The sequence below is a fragment of the Rhodococcus sp. 3258 genome (assembly GCF_031456475.1).
In the GTDB taxonomy this organism is placed as follows: Bacteria; Actinomycetota; Actinomycetes; order Mycobacteriales; family Mycobacteriaceae; genus Rhodococcoides; species Rhodococcoides fascians.
In genome coordinates this window covers 130,741-156,360 of record NZ_JAVDUT010000010.1, presented here as the reverse complement: position 1 = coordinate 156,360, position 25,620 = coordinate 130,741, and the positions used below count along the sequence as shown (strand labels likewise).

General features: G+C 64.1%; 18 protein-coding genes, 1 rRNA gene and 1 pseudogene. 10 read left to right on the top strand and 10 right to left on the bottom strand.

Translation table 11 applies throughout. From position 1 onward, the window contains the following. From J2X62_RS23340 to J2X62_RS23325, 4 genes are all read right to left on the bottom strand, one after another. Window positions 1–91, bottom strand: a 16S ribosomal RNA gene (locus tag J2X62_RS23340); the annotation flags it as partial. 450 nt (window positions 92–541) lie between these two features. Next, window positions 542–943, bottom strand: coding sequence for a RidA family protein (locus tag J2X62_RS23335; protein ID WP_032384918.1), 402 nt, complete (start codon window positions 941–943; stop codon window positions 542–544). Further along, window positions 940–1,737 (bottom strand): IclR family transcriptional regulator, encoded by a 798-nt coding sequence (locus J2X62_RS23330; RefSeq protein ID WP_310183725.1) that lies wholly within the window; start codon window positions 1,735–1,737, stop codon window positions 940–942. Before J2X62_RS23330 ends, J2X62_RS23335 begins: the two co-directional genes overlap by 4 nt. Further along, on the bottom strand, window positions 1,734–2,756 hold the full coding sequence (locus J2X62_RS23325) for a sugar kinase (protein ID WP_310183724.1): 1,023 nt from the start codon (window positions 2,754–2,756) through the stop codon (window positions 1,734–1,736). Before J2X62_RS23325 ends, J2X62_RS23330 begins: the two co-directional genes overlap by 4 nt. A gap of 114 nt (window positions 2,757–2,870) precedes the next feature. On the opposite strand from J2X62_RS23325, the gene J2X62_RS23320 reads away from it, so the two are divergent. The 4 genes from J2X62_RS23320 to J2X62_RS23305 are packed head-to-tail and all read left to right on the top strand — an operon-like array spanning window position 2,871 to window position 7,855. Further along, window positions 2,871–4,154: an alanine racemase gene (locus tag J2X62_RS23320; protein ID WP_310183722.1), complete on the top strand. Its 1,284-nt coding sequence runs from the start codon at window positions 2,871–2,873 to the stop codon at window positions 4,152–4,154. Window positions 4,155–4,167: 13 nt separating this feature from the next. Next, complete coding sequence (locus tag J2X62_RS23315; protein WP_310183720.1) at window positions 4,168–5,781, top strand: D-aminoacylase; 1,614 nt, start codon at window positions 4,168–4,170, stop codon at window positions 5,779–5,781. After that, on the top strand, window positions 5,778–6,416 hold the full coding sequence (locus J2X62_RS23310) for a bifunctional 4-hydroxy-2-oxoglutarate aldolase/2-dehydro-3-deoxy-phosphogluconate aldolase (RefSeq protein WP_310183718.1): 639 nt from the start codon (window positions 5,778–5,780) through the stop codon (window positions 6,414–6,416). Before J2X62_RS23315 ends, J2X62_RS23310 begins: the two co-directional genes overlap by 4 nt. Next, a complete protein-coding gene (locus J2X62_RS23305) occupies window positions 6,413–7,855 on the top strand; it encodes a gluconate:H+ symporter (protein WP_310183716.1) in 1,443 nt (480 codons plus the stop codon). The genes J2X62_RS23310 and J2X62_RS23305 overlap by 4 nt, the downstream gene beginning before the upstream one ends. Here J2X62_RS23305 and J2X62_RS23300 read toward each other — a convergent pair. Together J2X62_RS23300 and J2X62_RS23295 are read right to left on the bottom strand one after the other, a co-directional pair. Next, window positions 7,772–8,998, bottom strand: coding sequence for a hypothetical protein (locus J2X62_RS23300; RefSeq protein WP_310183715.1), 1,227 nt, complete (start codon window positions 8,996–8,998; stop codon window positions 7,772–7,774). The two genes, J2X62_RS23305 and J2X62_RS23300, sit on opposite strands and share 84 nt — an antisense overlap. A gap of 58 nt (window positions 8,999–9,056) precedes the next feature. Continuing rightward, window positions 9,057–10,238 carry an NAD(P)/FAD-dependent oxidoreductase gene (locus J2X62_RS23295; protein WP_201011405.1) on the bottom strand — a complete coding sequence of 394 codons (1,182 nt, stop codon included), beginning with the start codon at window positions 10,236–10,238 and terminating at the stop codon, window positions 9,057–9,059. 267 nt (window positions 10,239–10,505) lie between these two features. On the opposite strand from J2X62_RS23295, the gene J2X62_RS23290 reads away from it, so the two are divergent. Next, on the top strand, window positions 10,506–10,775 hold the full coding sequence (locus tag J2X62_RS23290) for a hypothetical protein (RefSeq protein ID WP_032364406.1): 270 nt from the start codon (window positions 10,506–10,508) through the stop codon (window positions 10,773–10,775). A gap of 166 nt (window positions 10,776–10,941) precedes the next feature. Then, window positions 10,942–11,349, top strand: a complete 408-nt coding sequence (locus J2X62_RS23285; RefSeq protein WP_310183711.1) for a VOC family protein — start codon at window positions 10,942–10,944, stop codon at window positions 11,347–11,349. Between the two features lie 6 nt (window positions 11,350–11,355). Here J2X62_RS23285 and J2X62_RS23280 read toward each other — a convergent pair whose 3' ends face one another. Further along, window positions 11,356–12,330, bottom strand: a complete 975-nt coding sequence (locus tag J2X62_RS23280; protein WP_027497693.1) for a sigma-70 family RNA polymerase sigma factor — start codon at window positions 12,328–12,330, stop codon at window positions 11,356–11,358. Window positions 12,331–12,420: 90 nt separating this feature from the next. Here J2X62_RS23280 and J2X62_RS23275 point away from each other — a divergent pair, with 90 nt between their 5' ends. The 4 genes and pseudogenes from J2X62_RS23275 (at window position 12,421) to J2X62_RS23260 (ending at window position 17,127) form a co-directional block, all read left to right on the top strand. Beyond that, window positions 12,421–13,401 (top strand): GTP pyrophosphokinase family protein, encoded by a 981-nt coding sequence (locus J2X62_RS23275; protein ID WP_027497694.1) that lies wholly within the window; start codon window positions 12,421–12,423, stop codon window positions 13,399–13,401. A 50-nt stretch (window positions 13,402–13,451) separates the two neighbouring features. Next, window positions 13,452–14,924, top strand: coding sequence for a DUF2079 domain-containing protein (locus tag J2X62_RS23270; protein ID WP_222075436.1), 1,473 nt, complete (start codon window positions 13,452–13,454; stop codon window positions 14,922–14,924). 111 nt (window positions 14,925–15,035) lie between these two features. Beyond that, a pseudogene (locus J2X62_RS23265) lies at window positions 15,036–16,205 on the top strand (sulfite reductase subunit alpha); the annotation flags it as partial. A gap of 79 nt (window positions 16,206–16,284) precedes the next feature. Continuing rightward, window positions 16,285–17,127, top strand: a complete 843-nt coding sequence (locus tag J2X62_RS23260; protein WP_310183707.1) for a TY-Chap domain-containing protein — start codon at window positions 16,285–16,287, stop codon at window positions 17,125–17,127. Between the two features lie 4 nt (window positions 17,128–17,131). Here J2X62_RS23260 and recD read toward each other — a convergent pair whose 3' ends face one another. The 3 genes from recD to recC are packed head-to-tail and all read right to left on the bottom strand — an operon-like array spanning window position 17,132 to window position 25,598. Further along, window positions 17,132–18,994 carry an exodeoxyribonuclease V subunit alpha gene (gene recD / locus J2X62_RS23255; protein ID WP_310183706.1) on the bottom strand — a complete coding sequence of 621 codons (1,863 nt, stop codon included), beginning with the start codon at window positions 18,992–18,994 and terminating at the stop codon, window positions 17,132–17,134. After that, the gene (locus tag J2X62_RS23250) at window positions 18,991–22,323 is read right to left on the bottom strand and encodes a UvrD-helicase domain-containing protein (RefSeq protein ID WP_310183703.1); all 3,333 of its coding nucleotides are present in this window, start codon (window positions 22,321–22,323) and stop codon (window positions 18,991–18,993) included. The genes recD and J2X62_RS23250 overlap by 4 nt, the downstream gene beginning before the upstream one ends. Then, on the bottom strand, window positions 22,320–25,598 hold the full coding sequence (gene recC, locus J2X62_RS23245; protein WP_310183700.1) for an exodeoxyribonuclease V subunit gamma: 3,279 nt from the start codon (window positions 25,596–25,598) through the stop codon (window positions 22,320–22,322). The genes J2X62_RS23250 and recC overlap by 4 nt, the downstream gene beginning before the upstream one ends. Between the last annotated feature and the right edge of the window lie 22 nt (window positions 25,599–25,620).

The window sequence follows — 25,620 nt, the reverse complement described above, 5'->3', positions numbered from 1 at the left end:
TCGTGTACCCCGAAAGGCCTTACCGCTCGACTTGCATGTGTTAAGCACGCCGCCAGCGTTCGTCCTGAGCCAGGATCAAACTCTCCGTAAAAGACTCTCGATCAACAGCCGAAACTGCAAATCAGTCATAAACATAAAGAGTCAAATCACTAGCAAATAAACTCAACTAGCATTCAAGCAACACTCGACAACAACCACCACAAGCGGATGGCTGATACATCGAATGCTTTCACCAAATAAAATTCGGCACTGACATTCATCGACACACTGTTGAGTTCTCAAAGAACACGCACACACCATGGTCACCGTGTGAACGGCAACGTCCGGGGCTTACACGCTCGAACCCCAGACATGGCTGATAACCTCTGCCTTGTCTGGGTTGTTCAGGACGTACTCCGTACAACCTCGTTGTCCCGGTTTGTGAAGACCGGGTCGGTGTCCGTGTCGCTCTGACTCGACAAAAGTTACGCGAAGACCAACGCTTACGCAAATCGCCAGGTCAGATGTAATTTTCGTGTGAACATCTAGGTCGAGCGTTCAGTCAGACGACGGCGATGGCGTCTATCTCGACCAACATCTCCTCGCGCGGAAGCCCCGTGAACACGGTCGTCCGGCTCGGCAGCACGTCGCCTGTCGTGTTCGCCGAGACGAACTCGCCATAGGCGTCGTTCATGATCGAGAAGTCCTCACGCTTGGTCAGGTACACGCGCAGCATGACGACGTCGTCGAACGTCGCGCCGCCGGCTTCCACGATTGCCTTGACGTTCTCCAAGGTTCGAGTGGTCTGCGCGGCGACGTCACCTGGGAACAGGTATTCGCTCGTCGCCGGATCCACCGGGCCCTGACCCGAAACCTGCACGAACGGCCCTTTCCGCACCCCCTGGGAGAAGGTGTGTGCCGGGGCCGGGGCACCGGTGGTGCGGATTTCGATCTTTTCGCTCATGATTTTCCTTCCATCGAACTGTCGTTTGTCAGTGAGCGGTCATGTCGATCGGGCGGCCGCCAGCCCAGTCCTTCGGAAATTGCCGCTGCCGTGCCGCGCACTGCGGGCAGCGCAGCCAGTACCTGCTGATGGTCGAGCAACATGTCCGGTACCGACATGGACACCGCGGCCACCACGTCTCCGGTCCCGTTGTGCACCGCGCAGCCGATGCAATTGACGAAAGACTCGTGTTCTTCACGGTCCTCCGCAAAACCCTGCTGGTCCACGAGCTCGAGCTCGCGCAGGTACTGCTCCGGTGTGCTGATCGTGCGTTCCGTGAACGGCGTGTACGTGATGCGTCGAGCGATCTCTTCTCGTTCGGCGCGCGGGCGGCCTGCGACCAGTATCTTTCCCACCGCGGTGCAGTGCAGCGGTGCCGGCCGGCCGACGCGTGAGTACATCCGCACGCTCTGCTGTGCGTCGAACTTGTCGATGTAGATGACCTCCCCCGCCTCGTACGTGGCCAGGTGCACCGTCTGGCCCGTGTCGGAGTTCAGCGCAGCGAGATGCGGTCGCGCGACGGTGCGCACGTCTCGCTGCTCGAGCGCGTGATTTGCGAGCTCGAACAGCCTCGAACCGAGTTGGTACCGGTGATCTGCTCCATGGCTGACAAACCTGTCCGATTCCATGGTCCGAAGCAGTCGCAGCACCGTCGTCTTGTGTACACCGAGGACTGCGGCGAGTTCGTCGAGTGACTTGGATCCGTCCCCGAGCAAACCCAGGATCGTCAGCGCCCTCGACAAGCTCTGGCTCACAACGCCGCCTCGGTGTGCACCGCTGCCACGGCCGCGTAGTCGAGTGTCGCCCACGCATTGTCGTCGATTCCGGCCAGTGCTGCCAGCTCGTCGTGCGGCAGGACTTTTGCTACATCACCGTCGCCGGTCAATGCGCCTGCGGCACAGAGATGTCCGAATCGCACACGCTGCACCGCGCTGTATCCCATCAGCAACGCGGCCAGAAAGCCGCCGGCGAAAGCGTCACCTGCACCGATCTTTTCGACGACGTCGAGTGTCAATGCGGGAACGTCGACTCGCGCGACTCCCTCGAATGCCGTGACCGTGTGCGCATCGTTCTTGATCACCAGATGACGGGGCTCGGGAAACATCTCGCGTAGTTCCACTGGACTCGAGGTCCCGAACACCGAAGCGGCCTCGTCGGCACCCATCGACACGATGTCGCTACCGCGGACGTGCTCACCGAGGACGCGGGCCGCGTCGTCCGAACGCCCGGCCCACAAGGCCGGCCGATAGTTGAGATCGAAGCTGACAGTGGACGGGCCGGCCATGAGGCTTCGCGTCAATTGTTCCGCAGTGGGTGAGATGGCGACGGTGATGCCGGTGAAATGGACGATGTCGGCGCAGTCGATCGCCGCTCGCACCTCGTCGTGAATATCGTTGGGCGAGAGCGCAGTAGCAGCCGACAGAGACCGGTAGTACGTCATCGCGCTGTCTCCCAGAGGCAGGTCGTGACGGTGATCGGACCCCGATCCGCGCTCCTTGAAGTAGAGGCCCGTCGGCCGCCCGTTATCGACGATCACGCCCGACGTGTCCACACCGGCAGCGTCGAGTTCCGCGACCAGATATCGGCCGAACCCGTCGTCACCCACCCGCGAGACCCACGCAGCCTCGATTCCCAGTTGGACGAGGACACGAGCCACGTTGGCTTCCGCACCTCCAGCCGTCCGATGGAACGTCTCCGACCGTTCCAGTGGGCCAGGGTCCGCGACGAGGACAGCGAGGCCTTCGCCTACACACACCACCCGAGGGGCTGCCATGTCCGTCTCCTCGAACTCTTGCGGGAATGCATCGTTGGATGCAGACTACAAATGAACCACACGATACGCAACCGTCGTTGCATATAGCGCAACGCAGAACTCGAGGAGACTGCCGTGATCGACACTGCCGGAGTCGAGGCGCTGAGTCGACGACTCCTGGGGCCCGAACACAAATCGCTCCCAGCGAGATCGTGGGGACAGAGCGCCGAGAGCTTTCTGGCCACCGCGCCGCGGCTGTCCGAGTTCACCACTCCTGTACTCACCCTCGACAGGACACGCATCGCATCGAACGTCGATGTGATGGCGCAGTGGACCGAGAAGGCGGGCGTCCTCCTGGCACCCCACGGCAAAACGACCATGGCTCCCCAACTGTGGAAGCAGCAACTGGATGCGGGCTGCTGGGCCATCACCCTCGCTACCGGTTGGCAAGTTCAGGTGGCACGCGCATTCGGTGTGGAGAGAATCGTTCTCGCCAATGCCGAAGTCGATCCTGTTGCTCTGAACTGGGTTGCTGCCGAACTGGACTCGCATCCCGAGTTCGAGTTCTACTGCTGGGCGGACAGCGTCGCCACGGTGCGAGAGATGAACCGCATCCTTGCCGACCACGGCGATCGACCGGTGTCCGTCGTCGTCGAACTCGGCGGCGAGCACGGACGAACCGGCGCGCGAACGACCGAGGAGGCCGTCGCAGTAGGACGGGAGATCGCCGCGTCACCGCGCCTCGAACTGGCCGGTGTGGGCGGCTACGAGGGTGCCCTGAGCCACGACCGTTCCGAGGCCGGTCTCGCGGCAGTACGTGCGTACCTCGACACTCTCGCCGCACTGCATCGCACCTTCGATGCCGAAGGACTGTACGGCGATCACGCCATTGTGACCGCAGGCGGGAGCGCGTACCAGGATCTAGTGGTCGAACGCCTGCATTCTCTGACCTCGGGCAACGGCGTGCGCACCGACGTCGTGCTCCGATCCGGGGCCTATGTGGCGCACGACGACGGCTTCTATTCGCAAATCTCACCGCTGACTCCCGCCCGAACCGAGACGCCGTTGGTTTCTGCGATGCACGGATGGGCGCGAGTGGTGTCACGCCCCGAGCCCGGCCTCGCATTGCTGGACGCAGGTAAGCGCGACTTTCCTTTCGACGAAGGAATGCCCGTCCCGCAACGTGTTCGAGGTAATGAAGTCCTGGATCCGGCCGCGGAGGTGACGGCACTCAACGACCAGCATGCTTTTCTTCGACTACCGGCAGACGACGCCGGCGCACTTCCGGTGGGGGCGGTGCTGCGGCTCGGCCTCTCGCACCCCTGCACTGCGTTCGACAAATGGCGTCTGATCCCCGTCGTGGACGACTCGGACAGCGACGACCCACTCGTGGTCGATCTGATACACACCTTTTTCTAGGAAGCAGAACTTGATGGCGGACACACTATTTCGCGGGTTCGACGTCATCGACGGCACCGGTTCCGCGCGGCTGCGTCGGGACGTTCTCGTCCGTGATGGCACCATCGCAGCACTCGTCGAGCCCGGAAGCCTTTCCAGTGCAGACAGAATCGTCGATGCAGCACCAGGTCACGTCCTGTCCCCCGGCTTCATCGACATGCATGCGCACTCCGATCTGGGGTTGCTGACCGATCCTGGGCACTTCGCCAAGATCAGCCAGGGTGTCACCACCGAGGTGATCGGACAGGACGGCATCGCGTACGCGCCCATCGACGATGCGACGTTGGACGTCATCCGGCGACAGATCGCCGGGTGGAACGGCAATCCCGTCGATCTGGACTTCTTCTGGCGAACGGTTGCCGAGTATCTCGCCCGACTCGACCGTGGCATCACTCCGAACGCCGCATATCTGGTTCCGCAGGGAACGCTGCGCTACCTGGCCGTCGGTGCCGATCGACGTCCCGCAACGCCGTCCGAGATCACCCACATGCAGGAGTTGCTGGCGCAGGGCCTGCAGGACGGTGCCGTCGGAATGTCGAGCGGACTCACCTACACACCCGGAATGTATGCCGACACAGGCGAATTGCGAGCACTGTGTGAGGTAGTGGCAGATTTCGGCGGGTTCTATGCTCCCCACACCCGGTCGTACGGCGCGGGTGCACTCGACGCCTACCAGGAGATGCTCGATCTCTCCAGAGAAACCGGATGCGCCCTGCATCTGACCCACGCAACGATGAACTTCGGTGTCAATCGTGGTCGGGCACGTGAATTTCTCGATCTTGTCGACTCCGCGATCGCCGACGGCTGCGACGTCACGCTCGATACGTATCCGTACCTACCCGGGGCCACGACTCTGTCTGCGCTGCTGCCGAGTTGGGCGATGTCGGGTGGGCCGGACCGAGCGCTGGAACGACTCGACGATCCGGCCGAGCGTCGCCGCATAGCGCAGGACGTCGATGTCGACGGCTCGGACGGCTGCCACGGAGTCACCGTCGAGTGGGAGACGATTCAGCTCAGCGGAGTATCGAACCCGGAACTCGACCGGTACGTCGGTCGCACGATGGCCGACATCTCGGCGGACGAAGGGCTCGAGCCGGTCGACGTGTTCTTCGACTTTCTACGCCGCGACGCTCTGGCCACGACCATCCTGCAGCACGTCGGGCACGAGGAGAACGTTCGCGAGATCATGCAGCATCCGCGCCATATGGGCGGCAGTGACGCCATTCTCGTAGGCGAAAAGCCACATCCGCGTGCGTGGGGAACGTTCCCCCGCTATCTGGGCCACTACGTGCGGGACGAGCAACTGCTCTCACTCGAGGAGTGCATCAATCACCTCACGGGTCGTCCGGCTGCACGGTTACGACTGCGCAGGCGCGGCACGATCGCCGTGGGTCATGCTGCCGATCTCGTGGTGTTCGACCCGGACACCGTTCGAGACACCGCCACGTTCGAAGAGCCCAAACAGCAGGCCGAGGGAATCAGCCACGTGATGGTCAACGGCTCGTTCGCGATAGACGATTTTCTTCCCACCCACTCCTTGGCAGGCCATGCCCTGCGTATGGACTCAGCCAGAAAGCAGACGTCGTGAATGCACTGACGACAATTCTCGAAGACCGCGCACTTGCCGTGGTGCGCGCGCCGCACATCTCGGATCCCGCCGCACTCGCACACGCCCTGGCCGGCGGCGGAATTCGCGCTGTGGAGCTCACGTTCACCACGCCGGGAGTCCTCGACCTCATCCGGGCCGCATCCGATGCGGGTGCCATCGTCGGGGCCGGAACGGTCCTCACAGCCGATCAAGCCCGGGCCGCCCTGGACTCGGGTGCCAGTTTCGTCGTGACACCCGGGCTGCGGTCAGACGTCGCCGCCGTGGTGACCGCCGCGCGCATACCGCTGATGATGGGGGCACTCACCCCGTCCGAGGTGATGACCGCGCTCGACCTCGGTGCAGACGCGGTGAAGATTTTCCCGGCGCGCACCGTCGGACCGGCCTATTTCAAGGATCTGCTCGGTCCGTTCCCGGATGCACGTCTGGTCCCGTCCGGCGGCGTCAACGCCGCAAATGCCGCGCACTTTCTGGCAGCCGGAGCCATGGCTGTAACTGCCGGCACGGATGTGGTGCCGCCGAATTCTGTTGCTACCGCTCAGTGGGACGACATCGCAGCACGAGCCCGGGCATTCGTCCACGCCATCGAAACCGCCAACGAGAAAGAACTGTCATGAATCCTGCCGTCGACTGGCTGAGAACCTCGACACCCGGCCTTCTGGTGCTGTGCGGCATAGCAATCGCCGTGTTGCTCGTCGTGATCATCAAGATCAAACTGGAACCGTTCGTCGCACTGCTCATCGTCGGACTCGGCCTGGCCCTGGCTGCCGGTCTTCCGGTCAATCAAATCGTCGGAACCGCGATCAAGAGCAACGAGTCGTTGCTCGAGACCGGCTTCGGCGGAATTCTCGGGCACATCGCCGTCATCATCGGCCTCGGCACCGTACTGGGGGCCATACTCGAGAAGTCCGGCGGCGCACAGGCGTTGACCGCCAAGTTGCTAGGAATTTTCGGCGAGCGCGGCGCTCCCGTCGCGATGGGCCTGCTCGGATTGATCTTCGGTATCCCGGTGTTCTTCGACATCGGCATCTTCGTGCTCGCCCCGCTGGTGTACGTCGCTGCGCGCCAAGGCGGAAAGTCGCTGGTGCTGTACGCGTTGCCGATGCTCGCCGGCTTGTCGATGACGCACGCATTCTTGCCGCCGCACCCCGGGCCGGTGGCACTCGGTGGACTGCTCGAGGTCAATCTCGGTTGGCTGATCCTGTTCGGCTTCATCTGTGGCATACCCGGATTCATCGCTGCGGGCCTGGTATGGGGAAACTGGATCGGCAAGCGCATCATCGTCGAGGTTCCGGACGACTTCATCAACGACGGGGACGACTCGCTCCGCGACTCGAACGGTGGCGCCGGTGCCGTCACCACCGCACGACCGGTGGTCACGACGCCTCCCTCGGTGGGCACCATCGGCGCGATCATCGCAGTGCCGCTGGTCCTCATCCTCGGTGCGACCTTCGGCAGCATCCTCCTCGACCCGGGCAATCTGCTCGAAGTGCTGACATTCTTCGGCACTCCGGCCGTCGCACTTCTCATTGCCGTGCTGATCGCGTTCTACGTTCTGGGCATCCGCCGCGGGTCCACCGTTCAGGAACTGAGCAAGCTCACAGGTGAGTCGCTGCGCCCGGTCGGCATGCTGTTGCTCGTTGTCGGCGCGGGTGCATTCTTCGGAAAGGTCATCTCTGCCACAGGGATCGGCACTGCACTGGCCGACACCATGGCGGCAGCGGGTCTACCGATCATCGTCCTGGCGTACATCATCAGTTGTGCGCTGCGTGTCGCACAGGGTTCGGCCACCGTCGCGATCGTCACCACCGGTGGCATCGTGGGCCCACTCGTCGCAGCGCAGGACTATTCGGCCCCCGCCGTCGCATTGATCGCCATGTCCATCGCAGCGGGCTCGATCATCGCGAGCCACGTCAACGACGGAGGCTTCTGGATCATCTCGAAGTTCTTCAACCTCACCGTCAAGCAGACGCTACAGACGTGGACCGTCCTCGAGACGATTCTGTCCGTGGTCAGCTTCGCGGTTGCCGGCATTCTCTTCGCCATCATCGCCTAGCTCGACGGCGCGGTCGGGTGTCGACGTGGGCACCTGATCGCGCCACTGGGAGTGCACCTGATCACCGACGAAGTGCGTGTTCTCTGCCGACATCTCCCGGCTCCCCGACCGTCCGACGAGATCGTCTATTCGATCGTCCAGGCTGTGGGCGCGAGCCATGGCGTCCGACGTACGTGCTTCACCCTCCGAAGACTCGACCAGATCGGCCAAACGAACCAACGCAGCCACTCGTCCCGTCAACTGGGTCCATACGACTTCCAGTGCGCGGCGACGTGATTCGACCTGTTCCGCCGTGTCCTCGTCGACCATCGTCCGACCAATACGGATCAACTCGTCCCCTACCGAGCGCAAAGACGTTGCATCGACCGAGATTTCGGCGAGCTCGACGAACAGATCGACCTGGCTTCGCTGAAACTCGAAGTACGTCGACTGCCACGCCGGCGAGCGATGTATGCGATCGAACGAGGTGCCCGCGAGAAACAGCAGCGTGTCGTAGCGGTCCGAGAATCGGTCGTCTTTGCGATCGATCAACTGATCGACCACCCCGGCTGCCCACTGCACCCGTTTGTCGATGGGCGTTCTACGTGCAAGCGTGCTGACTCGATCCTTTGCGGCGTCCGCCAACGTCAGACCTCGCTCGGCGAGCACCCCGTACTTGAGGGGTGCGGGCGTGTGCATCAATGCATCGAAGACCGCGTCGCGCTGTTCCAGGTCGAGATGAATACCTTCGCGACGTTCCTTACGTGCCGCGCGGACGCCGTTGGCGTAGTGCCGGTTCGACATCACCACCGTGGTTCGCAGATGCTCGATCCGCTTGTTCGACTCCGCGACTCGCAACTTGTAGACCAGGGCCGCGCCGGGCTTACCCGACGAATCCTTGGCACGCCATCGATCCCGCTCGTCCACCAACTGCCGCAAGGTTCCGAATCCCCCGACCGACGGGAGAGAACGCCCCGCACGCCACCGAGCGATGAGCACCGTTCTGGTTGCTTCATCGACCCTGCCCGCCGCGACGGCCGTTGCGGCGGCGTCGGACAACGGCTCGGAATGGCCGGGTAGCCGACAGTCGGCACAGAGGCGATGCACCCGGTCATCGAATCGAGCGCGCTGCTGTGCCGAATCGCCTGCATCGAACTGAGACATCATTTCTCCTCGGTCGCACCGCGGTCCGGCGTGCTCGCCGTCGAGTGTTCCAGAAAGTTCAGATCAACCCCTTCAGGGTTTCCTCCGTGTGAGGCTTCTTCTCGGCCAGCAAGGTGCGCGCCTCGTCCAGCCCCTCCCAGACATTCCACATCAGTACCCCGCGCACGACGGCATCGTCGTCGAGGTAGTAGACGACGCCTTCTTTGCCGATCGTCTTCCAGTCCTCCACCGTGTTCATCGACGTTGCCACCGTTCCGATTGCCTGGTAGCCGTCGTCGTACACGTCGGAGTAGAAGTACGGAGTGTAGGTGTAGGCCGCGCCGGCACCTGCCATGTTGCGGCCCGCCGCTTTGCCCATCTCGGTTGCGTTGTCCACGTGCTCGATGCGTCGGCGACCGAGAATGGCGTCCGGATAGTTGGCCACGTCGCCGGCCGCGTAGATGTGCTCGTCCGCGGTGCGCAGGAACTCGTCGACGACGATGCCGTTGTCCACCTCGAGACCTGCCGCCTCGGCCAGGTCTGTGCTGGGCCGGACGCCGAGACCGAACACGACCCCATCTGCTTCCACCGCGGACCCGTCGTCCAATTGCAGTTGAACACGAGCCGAAGCCTCCGCACCCGACGTGACCTTGGTTCCTCGGCGCACGGTGACCCCGTGATCGGAGAACCCTTTGTCGAACCCGGCGGCCAGCGAGCGGGGGAACATGTGGCTGCCCACGACGTCGTCGGACGTGACGAGGGTGACTTTGACACCCTGCTGAGACAGCGCTGCTGCGATTTCCGTTCCGATGTAGCCGCCGCCCACCACCGCTATGTGCTCCGCGGTCTCGGTCAGTTCCCGCAACATCCGGTAATCGGCGAAGGTGCGGAAGTAGATCACTCGTGGACTGGGCGACAGGTCGATCTGCGTGGGCGCTGCGCCGGTTGCGAACAAGAGCGTTCCGTACTCGTGGTTCTCGCCGGCCGCTGTCGTGACCGCCTGCTTCGACCGGTCAACCGACGCGATACGCGTACCCGTATGGACCTCGGCACCGGTGTCCGAGGCGGTGCCGAGCGGAACCTGATCACGGCCGAAATCGCTGTCGGTCCACAACTTCTTCGACAACGCAGGGCGCGTGTACGGCTCGTCGGAATCGGCTCCGAAGATCCCGATGGAACCCGTTGCGTCGTGTTCACGAATCCCACGAGCAGCACTGTCGGCAACCATTCCGCCGCCGATGATGAGGTAGTCGTATCGCATCGCTCACTCCTTGCACGTGGGGGTATCGACGACCTGGCTACCCGGAACGGCGTGAGCGCAACCACTCCGACGCCTCGGTTCGGAAGGCCGGAGAAAATCGAACCGAACGAACTGTATGCAGCATCACACCCCGTAAAGGTTGGCCCAGGCCCGTCCAGTGGGCATCTTGGTTTGCGAGACGAAACATCGCGTTCACACATTTTGGGTTGTAACGGTTCGGCTCGGACGAACGACTCACACCTCAGGACGCGAACAAAAGGAGACGATGTGACTGTTCAGATCGATTCGCTCGCAGCCGGCACCAGCAATGCCGACAACGCGATCGCAGACGTCGACCAACTCTTCGACGAAGTTTCAACGCTGGACGCCAACATCCTCGACGCCATCGAGCGCCGCACCCGCTTGGCGCGCACCCTCGCTGCCGTGACGCCCGACGCCACCGTGTCGGACACGACAGCAGACCCCTACGCCGATCTCGGCAACGACGGCCGAGTTTTCTCGCGGATGCTTTCCCGCCTCGCGCAGATCACTCGGTAACGTCCTTCCCCCTTTATTTCGCAGTCCGCGGCCCCGTCGAGCACGTCTCGGCGGGGCCGCGTCGTGTCTGGGCACGGCACCGGTGAATTTGTCGACGGACCGTTGTCTGTACCGGCACGACCGTTGTTCGACGGTCGTGCCGGTACCCGACGAATAGGTGTAATCCATGTCCCGTTTGCTGTTCGCCAATATGCCCGTCCGCGATGTCGTGGCCACCCGCGCATTCTTCGAGGGTCTCGGGTTCGAGTTCAACGACATTTTCAGCGACGAGAACACCGCCTCGATGATCGTCAGCGACCAGGCCACGGTGATGTTTCTGGCCACATCGAGGTTCGGGGATTTCATCTCCGATTCGATCTGCGACACGACGTCGGCTCGTGAGGTACTGATGTGTATTTCGGCCGACAGCCGCGCCGAGGTCGACTCACTCACGGACGCGGCCATCGCCGCGGGTGGATCGAAGTGGATGGAACCGCAGGATCATGGGTTCATGTACGGCCGAGCATTCCGTGATCTGGACGGTCACGTGTGGGAAGTGATGTGGATGGACCCCTCGGCCGTTCCGACGAGCTGATGTCGCTCAGAGGCGGTCGGGCAGTCCGAATCGATCGAACAGCGACAGATCGAAGAAGCAGGCGACATGCCCGACGCCTCGAGCGTCGACGTCGAGAACGTGTAGTTGGAACGGTCGATGTATTCCGTCCTCGCCCACCATGTAGAGCCCGTACGCAGGTTGACCGTTCGCTGATGTCGCCACCATCCGCATGTCGCCCGCTCCCTGGGCGGGGCAGTTGTTTCGGATGAGCGATCCGATCGTCTCGGCTCCCTGATACCAGCCGACGAACGGGGGCATCTCCCACACCGCGTCCGAGGTGAAGAGTGTGACCAGCCGGTCGATGTCGTAACGCTCGAAGCACTCCACGTACTGGGCCAGGAGCTGGCGCAGTTCGGCAGATTCGATGGGTTCCACGTTGTCCAGTTCCGGAGCGATCTCTTCGAGTCGCTCGCGGGCCCGCTGCAGGAGGCTGTTGACCGCAGTGGTCGTCGTGGCGAGAACCTCGGCGACCTCGGAGGCCTTCCACTGCAACACCTCGCGCATCAACAGCACTGCGCGTTGTCTCGACGACAGATGCTGCAGCGACGCCACGAACGCGAGGCGAACCGACTCCCTCCCCACCACCAACGTGGCCGGGTCGTTCGAGTCGGCCAGATCCGAGTCGGCAATCGGTTCGAGCCACGGCACCTCGTTGTTCTGCACCAGCTCGTCGGTCGGGCCCGAACTCGGCGCGCCGAGTCCGGTAGGAAGCGGACGCTTGGCTCGCCCCTCGAGGGCGGTGAGGCACGTGTTCGTTGCGATTCGATACAGCCAGGTGCGCAGCGACGATCGGCCCTCGTACTTGGCGTACCCCCGCCAGGCGCGGATGTAGGTCTCCTGGAGCATGTCCTCGGCGTCGTGGATGGACCCGGTCATGCGGTAACAGTGCGCCAACAGCTCGCGACGGAACGGATCGAACTGCGCGACGAAGTCGTCGTTCTGCACAGATGCCACGGTCATGCCGAAGAGCTTAAACCGGGTTCGGTCGCATCGACGGCCGATCGCGCGCCACCGCCGGGATTGGTCGGGCCTCTGGGTTAACCTCGGCTCGTGACATCGCTCAGCAGCATCGACGACTTGGTAGAAGAGCTGTATCTGCATCGTCGTCGCGCGTGGGAAGCCGCACTCGTCACCGCACAGAATTTTCTGGAGACCATCGCCGACGAGATACTCGAAGATGTCGACCGAGACAGACTCAATGCCCAGACCGCGCGGATCAAGGACCCTGGTAGATCTGCCGACAAACTCCGTCGATATCTGTCCGAGGGACGCATCAGCGAACCGCACGACGCCGACGCCGTGGCCGACGCACTGCCCGATCTGGTCGGCATCAAGGTGCTGTGCAAGACCCCACGGGACCAGCTCTCGTTCGTCACCGCACTCGAGCGCGCGTGTACCGATCCGAAATGCTCGGTGCGGTTCGCGCAGCCGCCCACCGACTACGTCTCGTTTCCCAAGCCGAGCGGATACCGGGCATATCACGCTGTGCTTGTCGTACGAGTGGCCACTCATCAGGGCGACCTCGACGTGAAGGTGGAGGTTCAGGTCAAGACTCGGCTGCAGGACGCGTGGGGCGAGCTGACCCACGAGGACATGTACAAGCCCGGTGAAGCACTCAAACCGACCAAAAAGCACACGGATTACGCCGCGCACATGGCGCACCTGCTCGATCAGGTCGACGCCATGGCCGACGATCTCGCCGCGCAGCTCGACTCGCTGACCGCCGCCTCGAAGGACGGCAGCGTGGTGGCACCCGACCCGATCCCCAAGGACCCCGACTTCATCCGGGCACGCGTCACGCGCACCGGCCCTCGCTACGCCCTGGCCGTCGGTCCGGACGGGCGCCGTGGGCTCGTCCCCGCACGGTCGGTCAAAGCCGTGATCGGCTCGACCGATCGCATCGCAGTCAACGATTACCTCGAGGTGGGCGACTACATCGACGTCGTCGTGGAGGACTCCGAGGACGCGCTGTACTACCACCTGACCTCGCAGCCGCCGCGACGCACGCAAGGAAAGAAACGCAAGCGCTGACCGGCGTTTCTCAGGAAGATCTCACGTCGGTCCGGTAGACATGCCATCTCGTGACCACTACCGAGAAATCCCAGGTCGTCACCGACGGCGATAGCGTCGCCGCAACTACGACCGGCACACGTGCCATCGGCCGTCTGCGCAGGAGACTCCGGTCTCCCGATGTGATGGTCCCGACCGTCGCGTTCGTACTCCTTGCATCGCTGTACTCGACGATGTCCGTTCTCGGCCACCGCCAACTGCGCACATCGGGCTTCGACCTCGGAATATTCGTGCAGCAGGTCGCGTCGTACTCGCAGTTTCGGGCTCCGACCTCCGATCTGCTGGGCACCGGCTACAACACTCTCGGCGATCACTTCTCGCCGATCACGGCCCTGCTCGGCCCGGTGTATCGCGTCTTCCCTCATGCCGAAACGCTGCTCATCGCTCAGGCGGTTCTGTTCGCGCTCGCGGTGATTCCGATCAGCCGATTGGCGGTGCAGAAATTCGGCACTGTCGTCGGAACAGTGATTGCCGGCGCGTTCGGCCTGTCGTGGGGCGTACAAGCCGCGCTGAACTTCGACTTCCACGAAGTGGCCTTCGCGATGCCGTTATTGGCGATGTCCCTGGTGGCTCTCGTTCGCGAACGCTGGGTGCCCGCTCTGGCCTGGGCTCTTCCGCTGGTGTTCGTCAAAGAGGACATGGGTTTGACCGTCGTCGTCATCGGCGCGCTGGTTGCCCTGTTCACCACCGGCCGTCCGCGCATCCTGGGAGCGATGACCGCGGTGTGGGGGCTGACCTGGGTGATAGTGGCCGTCAAGGTGATCGTTCCCGCGCTGAGCTCCGACGACTCGTACGGCCAGGGCTCGAAATTGCCGCCCATTGGCGAAGGGATCGCCGATACCGCGCACGGGCTGGTTGCCGGAGACTCCCGGGCCGCGACGGCGTTTCTGCTGCTTGCCGTCACGGGGTTCTTCGCGCTGCGCTCTCCACTCCTGCTGGTCGCGGTACCGACGGTTGCCTGGCGTTTCCTCAGCGACAACACCAACTTCTGGAAACCGATCTACCACTACAACGCCATTCTGATGGTGATCGTCTTCGTCGCCCTGATCGACGCCTTGGCACGCAGCGAGCGCCACGCCCAGCTGACCGAACGAGGTCGACGAGCGATCGTCGCCTTCGTCGCTGCGTTCGCATTGGTGGCACTACCGTTCCTGCCCATGTCGCGGATGGTGCACGCCGAGGAGTGGCGCGTCGATCCACAAGCAGCCACTGCTCGCGATATCTCGGCGTGGATCCCGGCCGGTGACCGCGTTGCAGCGTCGAACAACCTCGTGGCACAACTCGTCGCCGACCACGACGTATCGGTGTTTCCGCAGCGACCGACCGATTCGACCGTCCCGGACTGGATCGTCGTCAACCGAGAACGGCCCGCGGGTTGGCCGACCGACGAACGCGGCGATCGGCAGGCGATCGACCGGGCACTGACCACCGGATACGACGTCGTCTACTCCGTAGACGGTATCGAGGTGCTGCACCGCAACTGAGCGGTCCCTACTAAGGTTTCGATCAGTTCGGGCATTTCGATACCGCGGGGTTCTCGAACTCTCGACATTCGACCGATCACGACAGCTACGGCAAGGCAGGTACAGGACATCGACGCTCGAACCGGCGACCTCGGCACCACCCGAACAGCATCGAAGCGGTCACCGTGGAATCGGAAGAATCCGTACCGCGCGCAGGTGTCGAGCAACCGATTGCTGTCCGGTCCCACCTCTGCAAAAGAAGTACGACACTTCTCGATCGACCTCGGTGACAGCGGAATCACCTACGAGCCGGGAGACGGATTCGGCGTCAAACCCGTCAACGACGCCGCACTGGTCTCGGCCGTGATCGACCGTCTCGGTGTCCCCGCAGACACGGCCGTCCACACCAAGTCCGGAGAAATCAGCCTCGCCCAGGCCCTGACCACCGAATACGAAATCGGCATACCGTCGATGGACCTGATAGAAGCCATCGCCGAGCGGGCCGGTGACGCCGAACTCGACCACGTGCTCCAGAACGGCGACCGGGCGTCGTTCGACGCGTGGACATGGGGACGCGACGTCGTCGACGTTCTCGACCTCGACCGGTCGGGTGCTCTCGACCCCGCTGAATTCCTGGGCCTGCTCCGTCCCCTGCAGCACCGCGTCTATTCGATCTCGTCGTCGCCGACAGCGCACGAGGGAAGCGTTCACCTCACCGTGTCGACCGTGAGATATCGATCGGCCGAGCGAGATCGCGGCGGGGTGTGCTCGACGTACTTGGCAGATCGTGTCGGCGACGCGCAGGAAGCGGGAGTGTTTCTCTCGGCCAACAAGTCGTTCCGACTTCCTTCCGACGACACTCCGATCATCATGATCGGTCCGGGCACCGGAGTGGCACCGTTCCGTGCGTTTCTGCACGAACGACGGGCTCGCGGTGCGTCGGGCCGAAACTGGCTGTTCTTCGGGGACCAACATCGAGCGAGCGACTTCCTCTACGAGGACGAACTCACGGACTTCGAGCGTGACGGTCTGTTGACCAGGCTGGATCTGGCGTTCTCGCGTGACCAGTTCGAGAAGATCTATGTACAGCACCGCATGCGCGAGGCCGGAAAGCAGCTGTACGGCTGGCTCGAAGAAGGCGCACAGATCTACGTCTGCGGAGACGCGTCACGCATGGCGCAGGGAGTCGACGAGGCACTCCACGAGGTCGTCGCCGAACACGGTGGGCGCTCCTCCGACGCCGCGGAGGACTACGTGAACGACCTCAAGCGCGCCAAGCGCTATCTGCGCGACGTCTACTGACGGGCCGTTCTTGTCGGACCCCCTCGCTACCGTCACGGGCACAGCAATGAAGTTCTCGTCCGAGTAGAGGGTGTGCACCGTGAACGCAGTGCAGAACGACCATTTCGACTCCACCACCGCGCGTGCATGGGGCACGTTCACCGAGAATCTGCACGCGCACCTGCGGTCGCTGCCGATGCGGGACTACATCACTGTGACGGCCGCGCAGGCCAGCCCCGGCGAGCGTGGGCTCCGGCCGTACATCGACATCGCAGCAACTCGAGACGGGGCTCTGGTGTCGATCGCGTCGCTGCCCTCCCTGCTGTATCCACAGGCACCCGAGTCGGTCACCCTCGACGTTCAATTGCTCGACTTCGGGTGGCTGGACCGAGGCAAGCCCGTCGCAGACGGGTCGATCATCGATCTCACCCGAACGGATTCGAGGGCCGACGCTGCTCTCGTCGCCGAGATGGTGACCCGGGCGTTCCGCGAGCTGTGGAACGTTCCCCATCCGTCGTTTCTCAGCGTGTGGGGCGTCGCCGCAGACGGAGCCGCCTCGGGGCCGATCGACCTCCAGCGCGGAATCGTCGGCGTCCGGTCCAGCACTGCCGGGGACAGCCGTGTCGACTCGACACCGACCAATCCCCCGTTCGACATCACCGACGTTCCCGACGAACTGCGATCACTGCACACCCTGTGCCAATTGACCGGTCGAAAAGCCGACGCGCAAACAGTGCACTCGGTGTGCGTGGGGGCGGACATCGATGAACTCGGTGTACACGCGCTCGCCCTGCATCGCTCGGCTGCCGCACACTCGGACCGCAGCGCAGCCGAGGGAACAGGCACCTCGATCGCGGTGTGGACGGGACTGGCCCGAACCTGGCTGTTGGTTGCCCGCAGTATCGCAGCTGCAGCCGGATCGGACCGGCACGCCTGTCGCTGAACTGCTACAGAATCCTTCGCCGCAATCCGCTGGCCCGCAGGACCTGACGTTCGACTCCGGCTCGGATGGCCTCCTCGGTGCCGATCACCCGTACATGCGACCGCGCACGGGTGATCGCGGTGTAGAGCAACTCGCGAGTGAGCAGAGTCGATGCCTCGACGGGCAACAGAACCGACACGGTGTCGTACTGACTTCCCTGGCTCCGGTGAATCGTCATCGCGTACACGGTCTGGACGGCAGAGAGGACGTTCGGGTGAATGAGAACGTGGCCGCGACCCCGCGCGAAAGCAGCCATTGGAGTTCCGTTCTCACCCGACACCACAACACCCGTGTCTCCGTTGTAGATTCGCGCTTCGTGATCGTTGGCCGTCACCAGCAGCGGCTGACCGGGGTACCAGTAGGCGGGGTCGAGGAAGGCCTTGTTCGCTTCTCCCACCCACTCGAGTGCCAGCCGATCCCACAGCGCAACGCCCCACCGCCCCTCACGGTGCGCGCACAGAAGTCGATGCTTCTCCAGTCCCAGCAGCGCCGCGGCGGCGTCACCGCGGGTTGCCGCCGCTGTGACCTCGGCGGCGGTGTCGACCACGTCGGCCCGCAATGCGTCGGTGTCCTCGGGTGCATGGAACGAGATCTGGTCGTCACCGGATTCGAGTAGTTTCATCACCTCGTCACCGCGGCCGTCTCGAACTGCGACGGCCAGACGGGCGATCGCGCCACCGAATCGTCGACCGCGGCTGAGCCGAACCACTCCGCCGCGCAACCTGTCTCGCTCGAACGCACTGAGCGCCGCCTCGTCCGGATCCTCGGCTGCGTCGAAATCCGCGTCGACCAGGTGCGCCAACACAGGGTTCTCGGTGCCGGTGACCGGCCGTGCGACGAGGTCGGCCAGCACTGCTCCGGCGTCGACGGACGTCAACTGATCGGGATCGCCCACGAGTATCAACCGCGATTCCGGTCGAACTGCTTCGAGCAGCCGGCACATCATCGTCAACGACACCATCGACGTCTCGTCGACGACCACCACGTCGTACGGCAGTCGATTGTGGGAGTCATGACGAAACCTGGTCTTGCTGCCCGGTTTCCACCCCAGCAGGCGATGCAGAGTCATTGCTTTCAGTTCTGCCGGGAGACCCAGCAGTCCCGCTTGCTCGGCCACCGACTCCTGCAGACGAGCGGCAGCCTTGCCGGTGGGGGCGGCAAGACCGATTCTCACATCGCTGCCGTGTTCTCGAACCAACAGCGCCAGAATTCGAGCCACCGTGTGGGTCTTACCGGTGCCCGGCCCGCCCGCTATGACCGTGGTCCAGTGCGTCGCCGCGAGGGCTGCTGCAATGCGTTGTCGATCGGGAGGGGTGGTGGGTGCGCCGGATTCGTCGATGAACAATTCGGCCAACGCACGGTCGATCTTTGCACCGTCGACGACGGGGTGCGACTGCGATCGAGCGTCGAGTATGCCTCGAACTGTATTCTCCTGCAGGTGATATCGATCCAGGTACAGCAGTTCACCCAGGTCGGTGCGCACCAGCTTCAGCGGCGTCAACGGCCCGTTGGCGCTGCCGACCACGAGCGGGCTGACCGCCAACGCGTCGAGAACGTCGGACAGATCGGGCCAGGGAAGAAGGCTCGGATCCACGTCCGATTCCTCGTCCACCGTGACATCCCGCAGGCGCTGCAGGTCGAGACATATCGATCCTGATCGCACTGCGCGCACCGTCAGAGCCGTGGCGAGCAGCACCGGATCGGAGGCTTCCCCGGCCAGGGCACCGAGCCGCAACGCCACGTGCACGTCGGCCGCTGTCAGTACACCGGCGTCGTTGAAGGACCGCAGAATTCCGCTGCCTCGCAGCGCCGTCGAGACACTCGTCATCGTTGTACCTTTCCGGCGAGCAGATCCGACAACTCGACCACCAGTGCCGCAGGCGGATCCCAGTCGAACACACCGCAGCCGGCCGGAGTCTGCGGCCCCACCATGCCCCGAACGAACAGGTACCGCACTCCGCCGAGATGCGTCTCCGGCCGGTAGTTCGGTTGCCGCCATCGCAAATACCTGTGCAACGCAACGGCATACAGAATGGCCTGCAGCGGATAGTGCGACCGCATCATCTCCTGCGCCATCTTCTCGCGCGTGAAATTGCCGGTCGTCAGATCGCCTCGGGCCAGGCGGTTGGTCTTGTAGTCGACCACGATGTAGCGAGGGCCGGGTACCCGAAGAACGGAGTCGATACTTCCGGTGAGAAAGCCGCGCAGTGGGGTGGCTTCCACCGCATCGAGCAGATCGGCGTAGTCCGCGAGGACATCCGCCGGGTCGAGATGTCGACGCAGCAGCTGCGCAACCGATGTCAGAGTCACGCTCGATTCCACCGGGTCGTCGCCTCCGGCCAAGGGTAGCTCGAAATCCAGCTCGGCCAGGTGGTCGTTCGGCGCGATGTCGGCCAGCGTCCCGAAGCCCAGCGGTGTCTGCATCACCGGCAACAGGGCGGCTGCCAGAGCCGTCGGATCGACATCTGCCATCCGTGAGGCAACGGCAGCTCTGCAGCGCTGCTCGAGTTCAGACAGTAGATCGGCTGCGGAGGTATCGACGTGCTCAAGGGCCTCGTGCACCAGGGTTCCGAATGCGGCACCGGCCGGCATTCCGTTCATAGGTGACGCGATCCCGTCCACGGGCTCGTCCGGGTTCGCGCTTCCCAGCGGAGGTTCGACAGGCTCATCCGCTTTCTCGGGCCGCTCGGCCTCACTGGTCACCCCCACCTCCGGCTCGACGGGCGACGCATCGTGCGCGTGAGCGGTCAAGGCCGAGTAGGACGTTCGACGCCACAGCAGATCCAGAGCACGCCCGAAGCGAGCGGCAGTGACGTCGCGGTGTTCCTCCTCGGGTCGAACCCACTGCTGGTCCGAGGGTGGTGTGGGGCCGACTGCCTCGATCGAGATCAGATCCGCTGACGGACCGACCCAGGATTGCACGCGGTTGGCGGTAGTGGCGTCGTCGAGCACCTTGTACGACGGCTCCGGCTGCGCGATCCCCGGAATGCGGCCGAACAGCATGCGGTGCAACGACGACGTAGCAGTGTTGCGTCCCGGCGCCCACCACAACACCACTTGACACTGGGCTCTGGTGAGTCCCACGTACAGCAGCCGTAGTTCTTCTCCGGCTTCTTCACGATCGTTGACGAGCTTTCGTGCCGCGTAGCCGGCCCCGGAGGGACCGCCGACGTCCCGGATGCGGTGGCCGTCCTCGTGCAGCAGCAGGGTCGACGGTGAGCTGAAGTAGAGCGTGTCCCAGGCGTACGGAAGGTAGACGACGGGAAATTCCAGCCCCTTGCTCCCGTGCGTTGTCATGATCTGCACTGCCGCCGAGTCACTGTCGAGCCGGCGACTGCGATCGGTGGAACCGCCGGCTGCCGGTTCCTTGATTCGATCGGTGAGCCACCGAGTGAGAGCGGTGATTCCGTACGATTCGGATACCGCTGCGCGATTGAGCAGTTGGGCGATGTGCCGCAGGTCGGTCATCGTGCGCTCCCCCGCCTCGACCGCGAGCAACCGAGCATCGAGACCCGACTGCGCCGACACCCGCTCGAACACTGCCGCGAAACCCGCCTCGTCGAACAGCACGGAGTACTCACGCAGCCGGCTGCTCACCTGCGACAGAGCGTCCTCGGCCCCGGAATCGAGTTGGGCGGCAGTCCAACCGAGCAAAGGTGTCAGGGCTGCGAGTCTGACGCGGTCGGTGCGGTGCGGTTGTTCGATCGCTTGCAGTAGCCACAACCAGTGTCGAGCACTGTCGGTGCCGAAGACGCTGGTGCTGCTCGACACCACCGACGGCACACCCACTGCGTCGAGCGCATCTCGAATCAGCGCAACCTGTTTGGTCGTGCGAGTCAACACCGCAATGTCCCGCGGTTCGACCGTCCTCGGCCCGTCCGGCCGGTCCATGACGGCGTTCCCGGACAGGAGCGTCACGATCTCGGCCGCCACATCCGCAGCCACCCGAGAGCGAAGTCGATCCACCGCCGGAAATCCCGAACGTAACGGTCCTGCTCCGGTGCGCGGCAGATAGCGCAGCCGCAGCGGACGATGTTCTGCCATGCGCGAGAACGGGTTCCGCGCTTCGACGCGATGGACGACGATATCGTCGTGTCCGAGAGCGGCACCTCCGTAGAGATGGTCCAACGCGTCGAGGAGCCCGGAGTCGCTACGCCAATTAGCCGTCAGCTCGTACAGATGATCGGCCGACTGCACCGCATCCAGATAACTCAGCACTTCGGCACCGCGGAAAGCGTAGATGGCCTGCTTCGGATCTCCGACGAGGATCAATGTCGTGTAGCCGTGAAAGGCCCGGCGCAGGATGTCCCACTGCATGGGGTCGGTGTCCTGGAATTCGTCGATCAACACGACACGGAACCGGTCTCGCACGCGCGCGCATGCTGCCTCCCCGTGCACGGGATCGAACAACACCGAGTGCAGCAGTCCGAGTAGATCGTTGTAGTCGCGGATGCCGAGAAGACGTTTGCGACGCTCGACCTCACGGCGGGCCTCCCGAGCGAACTGCACCCGCAGGGCGGCTTCCCGGTTGCCGTCGTCACCGTCGAGGTCGTCGATGTCGGGGTACAGGATCGACTGTTGATCTCCGACGGCTGCCGCGGCCAGTTGTTGGGCGTCGCGTCGCCCGAACGGTGGTGCCTCGTCGTCGCCGCTGAACATCTGCAGATACAGATCGTCGACCACCTGCTCGAGCAGATCCGACACCGACTCGACGAACGTGGATTCGGGTTCGCGCTCACCCGCGATACCCAGCCCGTCGAGCATGCGTTGACAGAAGCTGTGCGTGGTGACGATCGTCCCGGCGTCGAAGTCCGACAGCGCTTTACGCAGTCGTCGGCGCCGCTTGTCCACTTCGTCGTCGTCTGCCGCGGCGAGAAAGGCGACGAGGGGGTCGCGAGCACCACGCGCAGCGTCCGGATCACCGAGGTCTCGGGCGATCGACGCGAACCGGCTGCGGGTGCGATCGCGCAGTTCCTGGGTCGCGGCCCGACTGAACGTCACCAGCAGTAGATCCGAGATCTCGGCCAGTCCTTCGGCGATGTACCGCGCCGCAAGTCCGACGATCGCGTACGTCTTGCCCGTTCCTGCACTGGCCTCGAGCACGGTCGTCCCGGTGGGCATCGGACCGAGGAGGTCGAATCCGCGTGCGGCGGTCATGCGTTCCCCATGTTCTCTGCGGTCAGCAATGGATCCCACAACCGGCGGGAGAGAACTCCGAAGCGGCTCTGCTCGTTCGCGGGGTCGGTCTCGTCGTCGAGAGGGCTCGGATCGAGCAACGTTCCGAACGAGAGCGTCGGGCCGTGCACGTATCGCAACGATCGGTCGGTGCCGTCACCGAAATCGCCGCGCCACGCCCAACCGGCAGATTCGTAACCGTCCTCGATCGATCCGCCGCCGAACCGCTTCTCCGCGTAGGCAGCTGCCGTCCCGGTCGAGATCGGCAGCGGCGCAACCAATCCGCGATCCCGCAGGTCCACCACGTCACAGAGTACCGCGAGGGGATTCGGAGGGGTCGTCAGGCGGGACCGGCGAGGCGGACGCATTCCGCTGGCGCGCCCGATGGTGACCGCGCTCCACTCCCCCGGCTCGGACGCTGCCACCGCCAGCAGACGCACCCACGCCGCGAGCCTGTGCTTGGCCGCCAGCCGTGAATAGGACGAACGCACGAGTGTCCGGTCGTGAATGCCGATGACGGTACCGGTCAGACGTCGCCCATCACCGAGATCGACCACGATGTCGGTGGTCTCGGCCGGGCCGTCGTGAAACGGCGCGGCCGCGTCGGCGATGATTCCGACGACTCGGCGGATGTCGGACATCTCGCGTCGACCTTGATGAAACGGAGGCAACGTGCCTCGCCGCCACTCGGCGTCGGCGAATTCGCCGATGTCCGTGCCGGCCAGCACCGCTGCCAACATCCGATCGCCGATGTTCCACCGAGACAACGGATCCAGTTCGATGTCGAGACTGTCCGCCAGATCGTCTTCGAGCTCGGGAACTCGAAACCCGAGACGTTGACGCAGAAACGCCTGAACCGGATTCTCCACGAACGCGATCACGTCCGCGAGTTCCACGTCGCCCGAATTCGCTGGGGGCAGTGCATCTGGCAAGAACAACGGCACCGGTACGGACGGTCGCTGCTGAGACACGGCGCCCGCCAACGCCACCGTGTCGAAGCTGAACGGGTGTCGGGCCTCGAAATTCCGAGGGTCGAAGGGCTGCAGTGGATGCCGGTGTTCGACGCTACGGCCGGCGGTCACGTCGAGAACGTCCATCAACTCGCGCAGTGGGATCGCGGGCGGTTTGGTCGATCCGTCGACGGGGTCGGCACCGGTGTAGAAAAGCAGTAGCTTTTCTTCGGCGGACATCACGGCGTCGAGCAGTAGCTGTCGGTCCTCGCTGCGGATGTCGCGTTCGCCGACGGCCGGGTCTCGTGCGAGGACGTCGTCTCCGTCGAGGCTGCCGACGCGGGGAAATACCTCGTCGTCGAGACCGAGAAGTATCACGACGCGGTGCGGGACCGATCGCATCGGCACCATCGTGCACACGGTGAGCTCTCCGGTGCGAAAGTTCGCTCGGGTGGGGCGGCCGGTGAGCCGGCCACCGAGCATGGCGCGCACATCCGCCAGCCGCAGCTCGGCGGTGTCGCCGTGCTCGGTGGCCTCGGCGATCTCGCGATGCGCTTGCGCCAGTTGCCATTCGTCGGCGGTGGGCACGTCGGCGAGCAGATCGAGGGTGCGGCCGAGCTGCCGCGTCCATTCGGTCACGGGGGCGCGCCCGGACAGCGCCCGTAGTACCGAGGCGAGCCGGTCGACCAGCTCGGCGAATCGGCCCGCAAGCCCGATGTCGTTACTGTCCACGTCGTCGAGGGGCAGCGCGAGGTCGAGATAGTCGTTCCCACTCTCGTCCGCCGCCACTCCGAGGAGAATACGGTCGAGTGCGGACTTGAAGGTGTTCTGCCGAAAGTTGTTCAACCCGAAGGATTCTCGTTGTCGCACCGTCAAACCCCAACGGGCTCCGGACGTGGCGACCCATTCGCGGAGGCGTTCGAGGTCGTCGTCGGTGAACGAGAACTTCTGCCGCACCGGGCCGCTCGCCGCGAAATCGAGTAGTTCGCTGGCCGTCACTCGCCCCTCGGAAAAGTCGAGCACCGTCGCCACCACATCCAGTACCGGATTGGTGCGACGCAGGCCCCGATCGGCAAGCCGGACCCGCAGTCGATGACCGGGATGCACCAATGTGGCCTGGCCGAAATTGGCACGGATCAGCGGCGCATAGGTCTCGACGTCCGGGCACATGACGAGCACGTCACGGGGTTCGAGAGTCGGGTCGTCGGTGAACAGATGCAGCAGAGACTCGCGCAGCACCTCGACCTGGCGAGCAGGCCCATGACATGCGTGAACCTGCACGCTGCCGTCGGCGAACGCTGGATCGCCGACCGTCGTTGCGTCGGAGGGCACTTCGTCGCCGGCGATGTCGGATTGGATCGTTCCGAGCAAGGTCCGCGTTGGTTCGGGCCCTTCGTGGTGCACGGTGTGATCGGCGATCGAGCCGATGGTTGTTTGCAGTTCCCGCACGTCGCGCGACAGACTCGCCAGCAGCGGGTGCTCGACGGCCAGAGCGGTCACATCGTCGCGCCGTCGGGTGGCCGCCGGGATGTCGGCGAGTGTGGCCCACATCGACGGGCTGGGGTGCGGGATCCAGATGTGGACGTCGCGGTGGTGCGCGAGCGCGTGCAGGATGTCGAGCTGGTCGGCGGTCAGCCGAGTCGGACCGAACACCGACAACCTGGACGGTAGGTCCACCGCGTTCGGTTCCGATCGCAGTGTCGAACACGTATCGGGAAGGCGCTCGGCGGGACTCGGACTGCCGATCCGCTCGCGTACCAGGCTCCATATCCGCGGTTGCCACGTCAGGTCGTCGTCCAGTTCCTGGCCGAGCCCGTCGGTGAATCGTCCGGCGCGCCAGTCGCGCAGCATCTGCGGTCGCTGAGATCCATAGGCGCGGAACAGCTCCGCGATGTGCGCGGCCGTCGACCAGCGGCGCCCTACCCGATGATCGTCCGACCCCGAACCCAGATGTTTGGAGAGCACCGCGGCCCACGGTTCGGTGCGACAGTCGTCGATCACCGACAGCGCGGTCCACAGCACTCGATTGTGAGACCACGGGTCGTCGTCGGGATCGATGCCGTCGACCTCGGAGATGGTGCGCGCGACCAACCTCGCCGGGCTCGGAAACTCGATGTTCGCGGCTATTCCATCACCGTCGGGAGCGCCCAGGACGCTCGACAGACGTTGGGTGAGCCACCGCTCGACACCTCTTGCCGGCACCGACACGATTTCGGGCACGAAGGCATCGGGCAACGGCTCCGACAGAACATCGGCGAGGGCTGCAGCGAGCGTTCCTGCACGTTCGGCGCGGTGGAGCGTCAACACGGTCGAAGTCCCCTGCCTGCTC